Source organism: Blastococcus sp. KM273129 (assembly GCF_021698995.1).
Classification (GTDB): Bacteria; Actinomycetota; Actinomycetes; order Mycobacteriales; family Geodermatophilaceae; genus Blastococcus.
Genome location: NZ_SSXB01000023.1, coordinates 16,049 through 30,712, shown reverse-complemented (window position 1 = coordinate 30,712; position 14,664 = coordinate 16,049). Strand labels below are relative to the sequence as shown.

Below are 14,664 nucleotides of genomic sequence, written 5' to 3'. Positions count from 1 at the left end.
CCGGGGCGATCAGCCCTCGGCGTCGGCGATGGTGCAGAGCACCGCGCCGCTGGTGACCGAGGCGCCGACCTCGGCGGTCAGGCCGGAGACCGTGCCGGCCTTGTGCGCGGTGATGGGCTGCTCCATCTTCATCGCCTCCAGCACGACGACGAGGTCGCCGGCCTCGACGGTGGCGCCGTCCTCGACCGCGACCTTGACGATCGTGCCCTGCATGGGCGAGGTGAGGGAGTCGCCGGACGCGGCCGAGCCGCCGTGGCCCGATCCCCGCTTGCGGGGCTTGGCCGCGGCACCGGGCGCCGCGGCGGCCCCTCCGGCGGCGAGCCCGGCGGGCAGCGACACCTCGAGCCGGCGGCCACCGACCTCGACGACGACGGTCTGCCGGGGCGTCTCCTCGTCGTGGCCGGCGGGTGCGGCGCTGTAGGGCGGGACCTGGTTGTCCCACTCGGTCTCGATCCAGCGGGTGTGCACCGTGAAGGGCTCGCTGGTGAAGGCCTCGTCGCGGACGACGGCGCGGTGGAACGGGATGACCGTGGGCATGCCCTCGACGACGAGCTCGTCCAGGGCTCGGCGGGCGCGCTGCAGGGCCTCCTGGCGGGTGGCACCGGTGACGATCAGCTTGGCGAGCATCGAGTCGAACGCGCCCGCGACCTCGCCGCCGGTCTCCACGCCGGAGTCCCAGCGCACGCCCGGGCCCTGCGGGATCTCCAGGCGCTCCACCGGGCCGGGGGCCGGCATGAAGTTGCGGCCGGCGTCCTCGGCGTTGATGCGGAACTCGATGCTGTGGCCGCGGGGGTCCGGGTCCTCGGTGATCTCCAGCGGGAGGCCCTCGGCGATGCGGAACTGCTGGCGGACCAGGTCCAGCCCGCTGGTCTCCTCCGAGACGGGGTGCTCGACCTGCAGCCGGGTGTTCACCTCGAGGAAGGAGATCGAGCCGTCGGTGCCGACGAGGTACTCCACCGTGCCGGCGCCGTGGTAGCCGGCCTCCCGGCAGATCGCCTTCGCCGACTCGTGGATGCGGGCCCGCTGCTCGTCGGTGAGGAACGGCGCCGGGGCCTCCTCGACCAGCTTCTGGTTGCGCCGCTGCAGCGAGCAGTCGCGGGTGCCGACGACGACGACGTTGCCGTGGGTGTCGGCGAGCACCTGGGCCTCGACGTGGCGGGGCTTGTCCAGGAACCGCTCGACGAAGCACTCGCCGCGCCCGAAGGCGGCGACGGCCTCGCGGACCGCGGAGTCGAACAGCTCGGGGATCTCCTCCATGGTGCGGGCGACCTTGAGGCCGCGGCCGCCACCGCCGAACGCCGCCTTGATGGCCACCGGCAGGCCGTGCTCCTCGGCGAAGGCCACGACCTCGTCGGCGCCGCCGACCGGGTCCTTGGTGCCGGGCACCAGGGGCGCGCCGGCCTTGGTGGCGATGTGCCGGGCGGCGACCTTGTCCCCGAGGTCGATGATCGCCTGGGGGGAGGGGCCGATCCAGGTCAGCCCGGCGTCGAGGACGGCCTGGGCGAAGTCGGCGTTCTCCGAGAGGAAGCCGTAGCCGGGGTGGATGGCGTCCGCGCCGGACTGCTTCGCCGCATCCAGGATCTTGTCGATCACGAGGTAGGAGTCGCCGGGCGTGGTGCCGCCCAGGGCGAAGGCCTCGTCGGCCACGCGGACGTGCAGCGCGTCGCGGTCGGGCTCGGCGTACACGGCCACGCTGGTCAGGCCGGCGTCCTTGCAGGCGCGGGCGACGCGGACCGCGATCTCGCCGCGGTTGGCGATCAGGACCTTCTGCACGGGGCTCTCCCTCTCGTTCGGACGGCTCGGACTGTAGCCAGGCGGGCGGGGCGTCGCCGACCGCGGGGTGGCCCGCGCCCGGGCATGGCGACATGTCGACATGCCGATCGGATTACGCCTCCCGCCGGAACGGGTCCGACGTCTTTACGGTTGGTGACCGACTGGCAACTCACCGCACGCAGAGCGCGGCACACGGAACGTCTGGAGCTCGCACCCATGATCGTCCACCTGCACATCGGGACCCCCAAGTCCGGGACGACCTACCTGCAGCGCCTCATGGCCAGGAACCGGGACCGGCTGGCCGCCGACGGGGTGCTGTGGGCCGGTCGGGTGTGGGCCGACCAGGTGCACGCCGTCCGCGACGTGCTGGACGTGCACCCGGGCGGTCAGCGGTCCGACGAGGCGGCGGGCGCCTGGGACCGCTTCGTGGCCGAGGTCGACGCCTGGGAGGGGCGGGCGGCCGTCCTCTCGATGGAGTGGCTGGTGCACGCCACCCCGGCGCAGGTGGGGTACATCGCCGGTTCGCTGCGGCACCACGAGGTGCGGGTCGTGGCCACCGCCCGTGACATCGCCCGGGCGGTGCCGTCGCAGTGGCAGGAGCAGATGCAGAACTGGGCCACCTGGACCTGGGAGGAGTACCTCGACGCGGTCACCAGCGACGAGCCGTTCGAGCGGGAGGCCGGCCGCCAGTTCCACACCGACCACGACCTGGGCCGGATCATGCGCACCTGGGCCGAGGCCGTCCCCGCCGACCGGATGCGCCTGGTGACCATCCCCGGGCGCGGTGCGGACGACGCCCTGCTGTGGCGGCGGTTCGCCGAGGCCATCGAGGTGGACCCCGAGGGCTACGACACCCGTGTGCCGGAGCTCAACGAGTCGCTCGGGGCCGCGTCGGCGGAGCTCATGCGCCGGATCAACGTGACCACCCGGGAGCAGGGGCTCCAGTGGCGACTGGGCGACCCGCTGCTCAAGTGGGGCCTGGCCAAGGGGGTGCTCAGCGGGCGTCGCGGGCAGGAGGCCCGGCTGGTGCTGCCGGCGGAGCACCACGAGTGGGCGGTGCTGGAGTCCAAGCGGCACATCCGCCAGGTCGAGGAGCTGGGCATCCCCGTGATCGGGTCGCTCGAGGAGCTGGTGCCGCAGCCCGCCGTCCTCGCGGAGCCGGTGGTCACCGCGCCGGAGGAGCTGCTCGACGCGGCGGTCGACGGCGTGGCAGGGCTGGTGGTGGCCCTCGCGGCGCAGGGTGAGGCGGACCGGCTCGCCGCCGCGGAGGCGCAGCGGCGCGCCGCGGACGAGACCGAGCGCCTCGCCGCGGAGGTCGAGCGGCTCGCCGCGGAGGCGCGGGCGGCCGAGGCGGCGCGCACCTCGGCGCGGGCGAAGCGCGTGCTCGCGCGCGCGATCCGACGCGGCGCCCGCCCGGTAGTCCGCGTGGCCCGCCAGGGGGCGGCCCGCCTGGCGGGCGCCGCTCACGGTCCCTCGGGGGTGTGGGCCCGACCCGAGGTCAACGCAGGCTGAGCACGGCACATGCGTGACAGATCCGGCCGACTCGGCGGATGCGACCGCCCGAGATGCGGCCAGGGCGTCCGGCCAGGAAAGGCTGCGAAACCCGTCCTGAGCTGCCCACTCGTGGACAGCGGCCGATGCGTTCCCCGCGGGAACGCGGTCGAGGTGCGCAGCCGCCCAGACGTCCAGCGGGAACGCCTGCGCCGACGGGATGTGTCCCTGAGCGGCCCACTAAGGGACACGTTCGATGGATTAGGGCTTCACTACGGACCGCGACCGACGCACGCAGACCATCCTCATACCGTGCGGGTCAGGACACGGTGTCCGTCTCGGAGTCGTAATGCGACACGCATTCCGGACAAACCTCAGACGGACCTGGCACCTCGACTAGGTCGCGCTCGCTGGTACCACGACCGCACCAGTCGCAGGTGGAGAGGTGGAGCTCATCGCCGTAAGTCAACCGGTTGCTAGCCACCCCTTGAGTATTCACGCGCGGCGGGGCAGGTGAACTCCAGGGCTGAACGTGTCGGGTTCCGGACGTGCGCCCTGGCCACCATCACCGGTCGGTCGGCGGGTGAGATTCGTCTGGCTCGGCTGACGCCGGGGAGGTCAGCCGGCCCCCCAGGGTGTCCCATAGGCCGCCTTCAGGGCGAGTCCGCGACTGACCGCTAGCCCCTCGATGCCCTCGCCCTCACCAGCCGGGCTCAGCGGCGCCAGAGGTCGGTGATGGTCAGCCCGCGCCTGCCCAGCTGCGTGCGGAGGACCGTCAGCGAGAGCCCCACCACCGCGGCCGGGTCGCCCTCGACGCGGCGGACGAACGGTGCGCCGAGGCCGTCGAGCGTGAACGCGCCCGCCACCGCCAGCGGCTCCCCGGTGGCCAGGTAGGCCTCCACCTCCGGCGGCGTCGGGTCGGCGAAGTAGACGACCGTGGACGCCACGGCGACGTCGCGGCTGACCACGGCGCCGTCCCGGACGTCGAACAGCGCCTGACCGGTGTGCAGGATGCCCGAGCGCCCGGCCATCCGCCGCCACCGGTCGCGCGCCTCGGCGGCGTCCGCGGGCTTGCCCTGGGGCTTGCCGCCGAACTCCAGGAGGGAGTCCGCGCCGATGACGAGCGCGTCGGTCTCCCGCTTGGCGACCGCCGCGGCCTTCGCGGCGGCCAGGAGCGCGACGTGCTCGGCCACGCGCGGGGCCGAGTAGGCCGACTCGTCGACGTCGCTGACCACGACCTCCGGCGACAGTCCGGCCTGGCGCAGCAGGGACAGCCGCGCCGGCGACGCCGAGGCCAGCACCAGCCGGCGTTCCGCGGTCACGCGAACCTCCCCGCGGCCCGCCAGCCACCGGGACCGGCGCGCAGCGCGCCCCGGTGGGCGTCGCCGTAGGAGGCCCAGGCGCCGACCGGGGTGGGCCGGCGGCGCGGGCGGCGCTGCGACAGCGCGGCGACGACGACGGTGAGCGCCGCCAGCTCCTCCGCCGTCGGCTCGCCCTTGACCACCCGCAGCAGCGGGGTCCCCTCGGTCACAGCGGGATGTTCCCGTGCTTCTTGGGCGGCAGGGTCTGCCGCTTGTTGGCCAGCACCCGCAGCGCCTTGGTGACCTGGACCCGGGTGTGCGAGGGCGGGATCACCGCGTCGACGTACCCGCGGTCGGCGGCGATGTAGGGGTTGGCGAGGGTGTCCTCGTACTCGGCGATCAGCTCGGCGCGCTTGGCGTCGGGGTCCTCGGCCGCGGCCAGCTCCTTGCGGTAGAGGATGCCGACGGCGCCCTGCGCCCCGACGACGGCGATCTGCGCCGTCGGCCAGGCCAGGTTGACGTCGGCGCCCAGGTGCTTGGAGCCCATGACGTCGTAGGCGCCGCCGTAGGCCTTGCGGGTGATCACCGTGACCTTCGGGACGGTGGCCTCGGCGTAGGCGTAGATCAGCTTCGCGCCGCGGCGGATGATGCCCTCCCACTCCTGCGACGTGCCGGGCAGGAAGCCGGGGACGTCGACGAAGGTGAGCACCGGGATGTTGAACGCGTCGCAGGTGCGCACGAAGCGGGCGGCCTTCTCGCTGGCGTCGATGTCCAGCGTGCCGGCGAACTGGGTGGGCTGGTTGGCCACGACGCCGACCGGCCGGCCCTCGACCCGGCCGAAGCCGATGAGGATGTTGGGTGCGAAGAGCGGCTGCACCTCGAGGAACTCGCCGTCGTCGAGCACGTGCTCGATGACGGTGTGCATGTCGTAGGGGGTGTTCGCCGAGTCCGGGATGAACGCGTCGAGCTCGCGGTCCTCGTCGGTCAGCGCGTCGGGGAGGACGGTCTCGACCGGGGCCATCTCGACCGCCGGCAGCGGGTCGAGGTTGTTGCTCGGCAGGTAGGACAGCAGCGCCTTGACGTAGTCGAGCGCGTCGTTCTCGTCCTCGGCCAGGTAGTGCGCGACGCCGGACTTGGTGTTGTGCGTCCGCGCGCCGCCCAGCTCCTCGAGCGAGACGTCCTCACCCGTCACGGTCTTCACGACGTCGGGGCCGGTGATGAACATCTGGCTGGTCTTGTCGACCATGACGATGAAGTCGGTGAGCGCGGGGGAGTAGACGTGCCCACCGGCGGCCGGGCCCATCACCAGCGAGATCTGCGGGATGACGCCGGAGGCGTGCACGTTGCGCTGGAAGATCTCGCCGTACAGGCCGAGGGAGACCACGCCCTCCTGGATGCGCGCGCCGCCGCCCTCGTTGATGCCGATGACCGGGCAGCCGTTCTTGATGGCGAAGTCCTGCACCTTGACGATCTTCTCGCCGTAGACCTCGCCGAGGCTGCCGCCGAAGACGGTCACGTCCTGGGAGAAGATCGCCACCGGCCGGCCGTCGACGGTGCCGTACCCGGTGACGACGCCGTCGCCGAACGGGCGCTTCTCCGCCATGCCGAAGTTGGTCGAGCGGTGGCGGGCGAACTCGTCGAACTCGGTGAACGAGCCCGGGTCCAGCAGCGCCTCGATCCGCTCGCGGGCGGTCATCTTGCCCGCGGCGTGCTGCTTCTCCACCGCGCGCTCGGAACCCGCGTGGACGGCCTCCTGCACCCGGCGCTCGAAGTCGGCGAGCTTGCCCGCGGTCGTGTGGATGTCGACGTCGTCGGGGACGTGCTCCCCGGCGTTCTGCAGTTCGGCGGCACTCACGCGTCCTCGTTCTCCTCGCTGGCGCTCGGCGGCCGCCGTGGCGGCGCTGCTGTGCTCGGGGCGTGGCGCGGAGACCGGCCACGGGTTCCGTAGCGTAGGGGAGCGGCTCGCCGCCTTCCCTCCGGAGTCCCCACCGCCGAGCGCGAGCGCCCTGTCCGCCGCCGTCCCTGGCTACCGTCTCCCCGTGCCCGACACACCCTCCTCGCGCTGGTCCGATCTCGAGCGACCCGCCCTCGACGCCGCCGCCCTGCAGGCCGCCCTCACGCGCGACACCGCCCTGTGGCGCTCGATCGAGGTGGTGCAGGAGATCGGCTCCACGAACGCCGCGCTGGCCACCGCCGCCGCGGACGGCGCCCCCGAGGGCACCGTGCTGGTGGCCGAGCACCAGGTCACCGGGCGCGGTCGCCTGGACCGGGTGTGGACGTCGCCGCCCCGCGCCGGCCTCACCGTCTCCTTCCTCCTGCGCCCCGACGTGCCCGCCGCCCGCCGTGGCTGGCTGCCGCTGCTCACCGGCGTGGCGCTGGCCGAATCGGTGCGGGACGTCACCGGCGTGCTGGCGACGGTGAAGTGGCCCAACGACCTGCTGGCGCGGGACGGGCGCAAGCTCGCCGGCATCCTCGCCGAGTCGGTCGGCGGGGCCGGTGAGGCGCCGGGCGTCGTCGTCGGCGTCGGCCTCAACGTCTCGACGACGGAGGCAGAGCTCCCGGCGACCGGTACGTCCCTGTCGGCCGTGACCGGCGGGACCGTGGACCGCGGTCCGGTGCTGCTGGCCTTCCTGCGGGCGGTCGAGCGGCGCTACGCGGCGTGGCGCGAGGCGCTGGGCGACCCGGTCGTCTCCGGGCTCGCCCGGGACTACCTCACCTGGTCATCGACCGTCGGCAGCACCGTCGAGGTGTCGATGCCCGACGGGTCGGCGCTCGTGGGCACCGCGCGGGCGATCGACTGGGACGGCCGGCTGGTGCTCGACACCGCCGAGGGGCAGGTGGAGCTCGCCAGCGGCGACGTCCGGCACGTCCGGCGCGCCTGACGGGCCGAGGCGGACGCGCCGGGGGCGTCGCGCACCCCGCCCGCGACCGGATCGGCGGCATCCTGGTGGGGTGCCGTACCCCGACAAGCTGCTCGCCGACGACGAAGAGGTCGTGCGCCACCTGCACCCCCACTGGCTGACCCTCGTCCGCCCGGTGCTCCTCTTCCTGCTCGTCGTCGGGGGCGCCTCCTTCGGAGCCGCCCTGGTGCCCCCGGGCCGGCAGCAGGGGGTCTACCGGCTGGCGATTGTGGGCCTCGCCGTCGTGCTCCTGCTCGTCCTCGTCGTCGTGCCGCTGCTGCGCTGGCGGACGACGCACTACGTGGTCACCACCCACCGGCTGCTCTTCCGCGAGGGCATCCTCGCCCGCCGCGGGCGGGACCTGGGGCTGTCCCGGATCACCGACGTCTCCTACAGCCAGAGCCTCTGGGAGCGGATCGTCAACTCGGGCACGCTCACCATCGAGACCGCCGGCGACAGCGGCCCGACGGTGCTCCACCGGATCCCCGACAGCGACGGCGTGCAGCACCTGCTCAACGTGATGATCGAGGAGGACGCCGAGCGCCGGGCGCAGCAGGGCGCCGGGTGGCACGGGGACCACGGCGACTTCTGACGGGACTCCTGTGACGGGTGTGCCGTGGCTTGGCACCACCTGCCCACAACTCCGATTGCAGACTGTGATCGTTCGAGTTCAGTCCATCGACCTCACCGGTCTAGCGTCGGTGCGGGCCCGGAGACCGGTCCCGCCCGAACGAACTGGGGGATGTCTGTGTCGACGCGCGCGCACGTGGCCGAGGGTCGCTCGGGGACCGGCGCGCCGAGGCGGGACATCAGGGCCCTCACCGGGCTGCGGGCGGTCGCCGCCACGTGGGTCGTGCTCTACCACGTCGCCTGGCTCTCGTCGGCGTACCTGGACCAGCTCCCGGCGCTGCACTCCCTGCTGCGCGCTGGGTGGACCGGCGTCGAGCTGTTCTTCGTCCTCAGCGGTTTCGTCATCGCGCACAGCTACCTGGACGAGATGGGCGCGCGCTGGCGGACCGGTGAGTCCCTCCGCTTCCTCTTCAACCGGCTGGCCCGGGTCTGGCCGTCCTACGCCGTCGTCACCGTGGTCGCCTTCGCCTGGCTGTTCGCGATCGGGCAGGCCGGCTGGGCCGTCGACGTGGTCGCGCGCCACCCCGAGGCGACGGTCGGGGAGCTCGCCCGCCAGCTGACCATGACCCAGATGTGGGGCGAGGGCGTCCTCACCGGGCAGAGCTTCAACCCGCCGGGCTGGTCGATCAGCGCCGAGTGGTTCGCCTACCTCCTCTTCCCGGTGCTGGCCCTCCTCCTGCGACCCTTGCGACGGCTCCCGGCGGTGGTCCTGCTGGGGCTCGGCTGCGCCGCGATGGTGCCGCTGTTCCTCAACGCCTACCTCCACGGCACTCCGGACGTCGCCACCAGCTGGGTGCTGCGGATCGGCTGCTGCTTCGTCGCCGGCATCCTCGCCTGCCTGGCCTTCCACGCCACCCGTCCCTCCGTGCGGTCCGAGCAGTGGGGCCTGGTCCTGTCGGTGGTCTGCGTCGTCGGTGTGGTGACCGGCAGCATCTGGGCCCACTGGCGGGCGGGTGTCGCGGGCGGCGGCGACTACGCCGGTATCGTGACGATCCTCTACCCGGTGCTCATCGTGGGGCTGGCGCTCAGCGAGCGCGGGCCGTCACGGTGGCTCTCGTCCGGTCCGCTGGTGTACGGCGGCCGGATCTCCTACTGCCTCTACCTGGTGCACTTCGTGGTCATGGACGTGGCGATCACCGTGGCCTGGCAGGACGTGTCGCGGCGCGGCCAGGTGACGCCGGCGGTGGCCCTCGCCATCCCGGTCATCGTGCTCGTCTCGATGGCGCTGGCCGCGGTCCTGCACCAGGCGGTGGAGGAGCCCGCCCGGCGCCGGATGCTGGCCCTCTGGACCCGGGTCGCCGCCCCGGCCGAGGGGCGCCGCCCGGCCGCTCGCGAACGGATCCCGGCCGGCGGCGGGGTGGGGGGCGGCGACGCGCCCGAGCACGTCGAGCCGGTGACGGCACGGCTGGCCGGCCACGTGGCGACCGCGATGCACGGCGACCGGCGGTCGGCCGGGGCGGAGCTGCCGCCGCGGCGCGCGCTGCCGCCGCTGCCGGCCCAGGAGACGCCGGCGCGGACGCGCACCCGTCCCGAGGTCGCCGGGCGCGTGCGCTGACGCGGGCAGACCTCCCGGGGCCGACCGTGACGGATCCGTCACGGCGCGCCTGGGCGGAACTGTCGGACCCCCTCTCTAGCTTCTGCGCCCATGCGGCTCCTGCACACCTCTGACTGGCACATCGGCCGCACCCTGCACGGCACCGATCTGCTCGCCGAGCAGGAGGAGGTGCTGGGCGGGCTGGCCTCGGTCGTCGCGAGCGAGCGGGTCGACGTCGTCGTCGTGGCCGGTGACGTCTACGACCGCGCCGTTCCCTCCGCCGACGCCACCGCGGTGCTGGACCGGGTCGTCGGCCGGCTGCTGGCCACCGGCGCCCGGGTGGTGCTCACCCCCGGCAACCACGACTCCGCCCGGCGGCTGGGCACGTTCTCCGGGTTGCTGAGCGCGGCGGGCCTGCACGTGCGCGCGGCCACCGCCCGGCTCGACGAGCCGGTCCTGCTGGCCGACGAGCACGGGGAGGTCGCCGTCTACGGCATCCCCTACCTGGAGCCCGAGGTGGCGCGGCACGAACTCGGGGTCCCCGGTGCCCGCGGGCACGAGGCGGTGCTTCGCGAGGCGATGGACCGCGTGCGCGCCGATCTGTTCCTCCGGCCGGGCGCGCGCTCGGTGGTGCTCGCGCACGCCTTCGTCGGGGGCGGGGTGGCCAGCGACAGCGAGCGGGACATCTGCGTCGGCGGTGTGGACCTGGTGCCCGGCGCGGTGTTCGACGGCGTCGACTACGTGGCGCTCGGGCACCTGCACCGCCCGCAGACCCTCACCCCGCGCATGCGCTACAGCGGCTCGCCGCTGGCCTACTCCTTCGGCGAGGCCGGGCAGCAGAAACAGGCCTGGCTCGTCGACCTCGACGCCGCCGGGCTGGCCGGCGTGCGCCCGGTCGCGCTGCCCACCCCGCGGCCGCTGAGCGTGCTCGCCGGCACGCTGGAGGAGCTGCTCGCCGACCCGGCCCACGAGGCAGCGGAGCAGCACTTCGTCTCCGCCCGGCTCACCGACCCGGCACGGCCGGCCGACCCCATGCGCCGGCTGCAGACCCGCTTCCCGCACTGCGTGCACCTGGACTGGACGGGGGCCGGGGCCTCGACCGGGGGCGGCAGCTACCAGGAGCGGATGCGGGGGCGCAGCGCGCTGGAGATCGCCGGGGAGTTCGTCAGCGCGGTGCGCGGTGTCCCGGCGAGCGCCGCCGAGCGGGAGCTGCTGGCGCGGGCGCTGGGCGCCGCCGACCGCGAGGAGGCGGCCCGATGAGGCTGCACCGGCTGTCCCTGACGGCGTTCGGCCCCTTCGCGGGCACGGTGGAGGTCGACCTCGACGAGGTGGGCCGCGACGGGCTGTTCCTGCTGTGGGGGCCCACCGGTGCCGGCAAGACCACGCTGCTGGACGGCGTCGTCTTCGCCCTCTACGGGCGGGTCCCCGGTGCCCGCGGCGAGGAGAAGCGGCTGCGCAGCGACCACGCCGACGCCGCCACCCGCACCGAGGTCAGCTGCGAGCTGACCCTCGGGGAGGAGCGGCTCCGGGTCGTGCGGCGGCCCGAGCAGCAGCGGCCGAAGAAGCGCGGCGAGGGCTGGGCGACCGAGCAGGCCAAGCTGGTGGTCTCCCGGCTCACCGACGGCGGGTGGGAGCCGGTCAGCACGCGCATCGACGAGGGCTCGGAGCACCTGCGCGCCCGGCTCGGGCTGGACGTGCACCAGTTCTGCCAGGTGGTGCTGCTCCCGCAGGGCGACTTCGCGCGCTTCCTGCGGGCGGAGCCGGAGCACCGCACCGAGCTGCTCCGCACCCTCTTCGACGTCGACCGCTTCGCCCGTGCCGAGGAGTGGCTCGCCGAGGAACGGACGGCGGTCCGCGCGCGCACCGAGGAGGCCCGCCACCAGCTCGGTGCCCTGCTGGACCGCGTCGCCCAGGCCGCCGACGTCGACGTGCCCGAGGAGCTCGCCCCCGAGCTGGTGGGCGCGGGTGCCGGCGGGGGCGTGCTCCGCTGGGTCGCCGACGTCCGCGCGACCGCGGAGGCGCGGCTCGCGTCGGCCACCGCGCGCGCGGACGCGGCCGCCGCCGAGGTGGCCGCCGCGGACACCGAGCTGGCCGGGGCCCGCGCGCTCGCCGCGCGGCACACCCGGCGGGACCAGGCGGCAGCGGAGCTCGCCGACCTCGAGCGGCGCGAGCCGGGGCTCACGCGCCTGCGGGCCGAGCGCGACGCCGCTCGACGGGCCGAGCCGCTGCGCGACGTGCTGGACGCCGCGGGTGCGGCCGGCCGCGCGGCCGAGCGGGCCGCCGCGGTGCTGGCCGGCGCCGTCGCGGCGTGGCAGCCGGTCGCCGGCGGCCGCCCGGCCGACGGCCTGGTGGCGCGCGAGCTGCGGGACGGGGCCGCCGAGGCGCGTGCGCTGCTCCCCGAGGTGGACCGCGCCCGTGCCCTGGAGCGGTCCGTCGCAGCGCTCGCCCGGCAGGTCGGCGAGCTGACCGGGCGGTGCCGGGCGGGGGAGCAGGACCTCGCCGCCCTCCCGGAGCAGGTCGCCGGGCAGGAGCAGGAGGTGGCCCGGGCGCGGGCGGCCACCGCGGAGCTGCCGGGTCTGCGCGCGTCGCTGGAGTCCGCCGAGGCGGCGCTCGTGGCCGGCCGGGCGGCGGCGGAGCTGGACGGGACGCTCCACGGGCTGCGCGAGGACACCGCGTCCGCGCGCGACGCCCGCGCGGACGCCCGGGAGCGCTGGCTGGACCTGCGCGCCCGGCGGCTGGACGGCATGGCCGCCGAGCTCGCCGCCGGGCTCACCGACGGCGCAGACTGCCCGGTCTGCGGCGCCGTCGAGCACCCGCGGCCCGCAGCACCGGGTGGCGAGCGGGTCACGGCCGCCGACGAGGACGCCGCCCGCGTGGTCGCCGACGCCGCGGAGGCAGCGCTCACCGCGGCGACCGGACGCCTGGAGGCGGCGGAGCGGGAGCTCGCCGGCCTGCGGGCGCGCGCCGGCGAGCTGCCGCCGGAGGAGCAGGCGGGCCGCGTCGCCGAGCTCACCGCAGCGGTGCGCACCGCGACCGGCCTGGCCGCGGGGCTCGCCCCGGCCGAGGCTCGCCTGCGCGAGCTGGTCGGCCGGCGGGAGGAGGTGGCCGCCCGCCTCGGTGCCGACCGGGAGGAGCTGCGCGCGCGGACCGCCGAGCGGGACGCACTGGGCGCCGGGCTCGCCGAGCTCACCGCGCGGCTGGCCGCCGCCCGCGGGGAGGACGCCGACCTCGCCGCCCGCGTCGCCCGGCTGTCGGCGGCCGCCGACGCCTGCGAGGCGGTGGTCGCCGCCGAGGTGGATGAGCTGCGCACCCGCGCCGAGGCGGAGGCGGCCCGCCGGGCGGCGGAGGAGCGGGCCGTGACCGCCGGGTTCGACGACGCCCGCGCCGCGGAGTCCGCACTGCCCGGCCCCGGCCGCCTGGCCGAGCTGGACGGCCGGCTCGACGGGCACGACCAGCGGGTGGCCGTCCTGCGCGCCCAGCTGACCGACCCGGAGCTCGCCGACCTGCCCGCGCGGCCCGACCTGGCGGCGCTCGAGGCCCGCTGCGCCGGGGGCACCCGCCGGCGGGAGGAGGCGGTGGCCGAGCTGGAGCAGGCGCGCCGCTGCACGGGCTCGCTGGAGGAGCTGGTGGGGCGGGTCAGCGCGGCCGAGCTCACGCTGGCCGAGCTGCGGGCCTGGAGCGACCAGGTGACCGCGCTGGCCGACCTGGCGCACGGCCGGGGGGCCAACGCACGCCGGATGCGGCTGCAGTCGTTCGTGCTGGCCGCCCGCCTCGAGCAGGTCGCCGAGGTGGCCAGCCGGCGGCTGCTGGACATGTCGGGCGGGCGCTACACCTTCCTGCACAGCGACGCCCAGGGCCGGCACGGTGCCCGCGGTGGCCTGGGGCTGGACGTGTTCGACGAGTACACCGGGGCCCGGCGGCCCACCAAGACCCTGTCGGGCGGGGAGAGCTTCATGGCCTCCCTGGCGCTGGCCCTGGGGCTCGCCGACGTGGTCACCGCGGAGACCGGAGGGGTCCGCATCGACACCCTCTTCGTGGACGAGGGGTTCGGCACGCTGGACGCGCAGGCGCTGGACGCGGTGATGACGGTGCTCGACGAGCTCCGTCGCGGCGGGCGCACGGTGGGCGTCATCAGCCACCTCGAGGAGCTGCGGACCCGCATCCCGACGCGGCTCGAGGTCGTCGCCGGCCGCAACGGCTCGCGCCTGGCCGGGTGAGCGGCGGGGCTCAGCCCTCCTCGAGCGCCTTCTGCACCACGGTCGCGTTGAGCGAGGCGAGCTCCGGGCGGGACCGCATCAGCTCGACGAGTTCCCGCCACGACGGGGCCCGGTCCCCGATCGCGGCGACCACCGCGTCGAGGAGGGCGGCGTCCTCGGGGGTGTCCAGGGTCAACCGGAGATCGGCGGCCGCCGGACGCACCACCAGCCCGCTGAGCCGGAACAGCTCCGGGTGGCTCCACACGTAGGAGGTGACGTGCGCCCGGTGGTAGCCCTCCGCCTCCCGCCCGGCCCGCAGCAGCGCCCCCGCCGTGACCAGCTCCGCGTCGAGCCCCCGGGGCAGGGTGCGCTCCAGCGTCGTCGCCACGTAGTCGCAGGACGCCGGCGCCGCCCGCCACAGCGCGACCACGGCGCGCAGCAGGTCGGGGTCCAGCAGCGGGCAGTCCGAGGTCAGCCGCAGTACCGCGTCCGCCGGGTGCTGCTCGAGGGCCAGCAGGTAGCGGGCCAGCACGTCGTCGGCGTCGCCACGGACCACCTCGGCGCCCTCGGCGCGCGCGGCGCCGGCGACCGCGTCGTCCTCCGGCAGCGTGCTCGTCGCGACCACCACGCGGTCGAGGCAGCCGCTCTCCCGCGCGGCCCGCAGGACCCAGGAGAGGACCGGTCGCCCGCCGAGCGGGCGCAGCACCTTGCCGGGCAGCCGGGTGGAGCCCATCCGGGCCTGGACGACGGCAGCCACGCGCATGCCGGTCATCCTGCCCGACCCGGGAGAGGGGCCCCGGCTGTGACACCATCGCGAGGGCTCGACCGAACACGAGGGA

Annotated in this window: 11 protein-coding genes; 6 read left to right on the top strand and 5 right to left on the bottom strand. The window is 75.3% G+C overall.

Features of this window, described 5'->3' with window-relative positions; translation table 11 throughout:
• Positions 1–9: 9 nt before the first annotated feature.
• On the bottom strand, positions 10–1,773 hold the full coding sequence (locus E9565_RS09220; RefSeq protein WP_236834736.1) for an acetyl/propionyl/methylcrotonyl-CoA carboxylase subunit alpha: 1,764 nt from the start codon (positions 1,771–1,773) through the stop codon (positions 10–12).
• Positions 1,774–1,989: 216 nt separating this feature from the next.
• Here E9565_RS09220 and E9565_RS09215 point away from each other — a divergent pair, with 216 nt between their 5' ends.
• Entirely contained in the window at positions 1,990–3,285 is a 1,296-nt protein-coding gene (locus E9565_RS09215; RefSeq protein WP_236834734.1) for a hypothetical protein, read from the top strand.
• Positions 3,286–3,977: 692 nt separating this feature from the next.
• On the opposite strand, the gene E9565_RS09210 is transcribed toward E9565_RS09215, so the two are convergent.
• The 3 genes from E9565_RS09210 to E9565_RS09200 are packed head-to-tail and all read right to left on the bottom strand — an operon-like array spanning position 3,978 to position 6,420.
• A complete protein-coding gene (locus E9565_RS09210; RefSeq protein ID WP_236826632.1) occupies positions 3,978–4,586 on the bottom strand; it encodes a nucleoside triphosphate pyrophosphatase in 609 nt (202 codons plus the stop codon).
• On the bottom strand, positions 4,583–4,795 hold the full coding sequence (locus tag E9565_RS09205; RefSeq protein WP_236826633.1) for an acyl-CoA carboxylase subunit epsilon: 213 nt from the start codon (positions 4,793–4,795) through the stop codon (positions 4,583–4,585). The genes E9565_RS09210 and E9565_RS09205 overlap by 4 nt, the downstream gene beginning before the upstream one ends.
• Entirely contained in the window at positions 4,792–6,420 is a 1,629-nt protein-coding gene (locus E9565_RS09200; RefSeq protein WP_236826634.1) for an acyl-CoA carboxylase subunit beta, read from the bottom strand. Before E9565_RS09200 ends, E9565_RS09205 begins: the two co-directional genes overlap by 4 nt.
• Positions 6,421–6,604: 184 nt before the next feature.
• Here E9565_RS09200 and E9565_RS09195 point away from each other — a divergent pair, with 184 nt between their 5' ends.
• From E9565_RS09195 to E9565_RS09175, 5 genes are all read left to right on the top strand, one after another.
• Positions 6,605–7,447, top strand: coding sequence for a biotin--[acetyl-CoA-carboxylase] ligase (locus tag E9565_RS09195; RefSeq protein WP_236834732.1), 843 nt, complete (start codon positions 6,605–6,607; stop codon positions 7,445–7,447).
• 70 nt (positions 7,448–7,517) lie between these two features.
• On the top strand, positions 7,518–8,057 hold the full coding sequence (locus tag E9565_RS09190; RefSeq protein WP_236826636.1) for a PH domain-containing protein: 540 nt from the start codon (positions 7,518–7,520) through the stop codon (positions 8,055–8,057).
• A 150-nt stretch (positions 8,058–8,207) separates the two neighbouring features.
• A complete protein-coding gene (locus tag E9565_RS09185; protein ID WP_236834730.1) occupies positions 8,208–9,650 on the top strand; it encodes an acyltransferase in 1,443 nt (480 codons plus the stop codon).
• A 90-nt stretch (positions 9,651–9,740) separates the two neighbouring features.
• Entirely contained in the window at positions 9,741–10,889 is a 1,149-nt protein-coding gene (locus E9565_RS09180) for an exonuclease SbcCD subunit D (protein ID WP_236834728.1), read from the top strand.
• On the top strand, positions 10,886–13,846 hold the full coding sequence (locus E9565_RS09175; protein ID WP_236834725.1) for an AAA family ATPase: 2,961 nt from the start codon (positions 10,886–10,888) through the stop codon (positions 13,844–13,846). Before E9565_RS09180 ends, E9565_RS09175 begins: the two co-directional genes overlap by 4 nt.
• Positions 13,847–13,856: 10 nt before the next feature.
• Here the strand turns inward: E9565_RS09175 and E9565_RS09170 are convergent, their stop codons facing one another.
• On the bottom strand, positions 13,857–14,588 hold the full coding sequence (locus E9565_RS09170) for a cytidylyltransferase domain-containing protein (protein ID WP_236826639.1): 732 nt from the start codon (positions 14,586–14,588) through the stop codon (positions 13,857–13,859).
• Positions 14,589–14,664 lie beyond the last annotated feature (76 nt).

Coding starts and splice junctions, on each gene's coding strand:
- E9565_RS09180 (WP_236834728.1), top strand. CDS start 9,741: ATGCGGCTCCTGCACACCTCTGACTGGCACATCGGCCGCACCCTGCAC.
- E9565_RS09215 (WP_236834734.1), top strand. CDS start 1,990: ATGATCGTCCACCTGCACATCGGGACCCCCAAGTCCGGGACGACCTAC.
- E9565_RS09175 (WP_236834725.1), top strand. CDS start 10,886: ATGAGGCTGCACCGGCTGTCCCTGACGGCGTTCGGCCCCTTCGCGGGC.
- E9565_RS09185 (WP_236834730.1), top strand. CDS start 8,208: ATGTCTGTGTCGACGCGCGCGCACGTGGCCGAGGGTCGCTCGGGGACC.
- E9565_RS09170 (WP_236826639.1), bottom strand. CDS start 14,588: ATGCGCGTGGCTGCCGTCGTCCAGGCCCGGATGGGCTCCACCCGGCTG.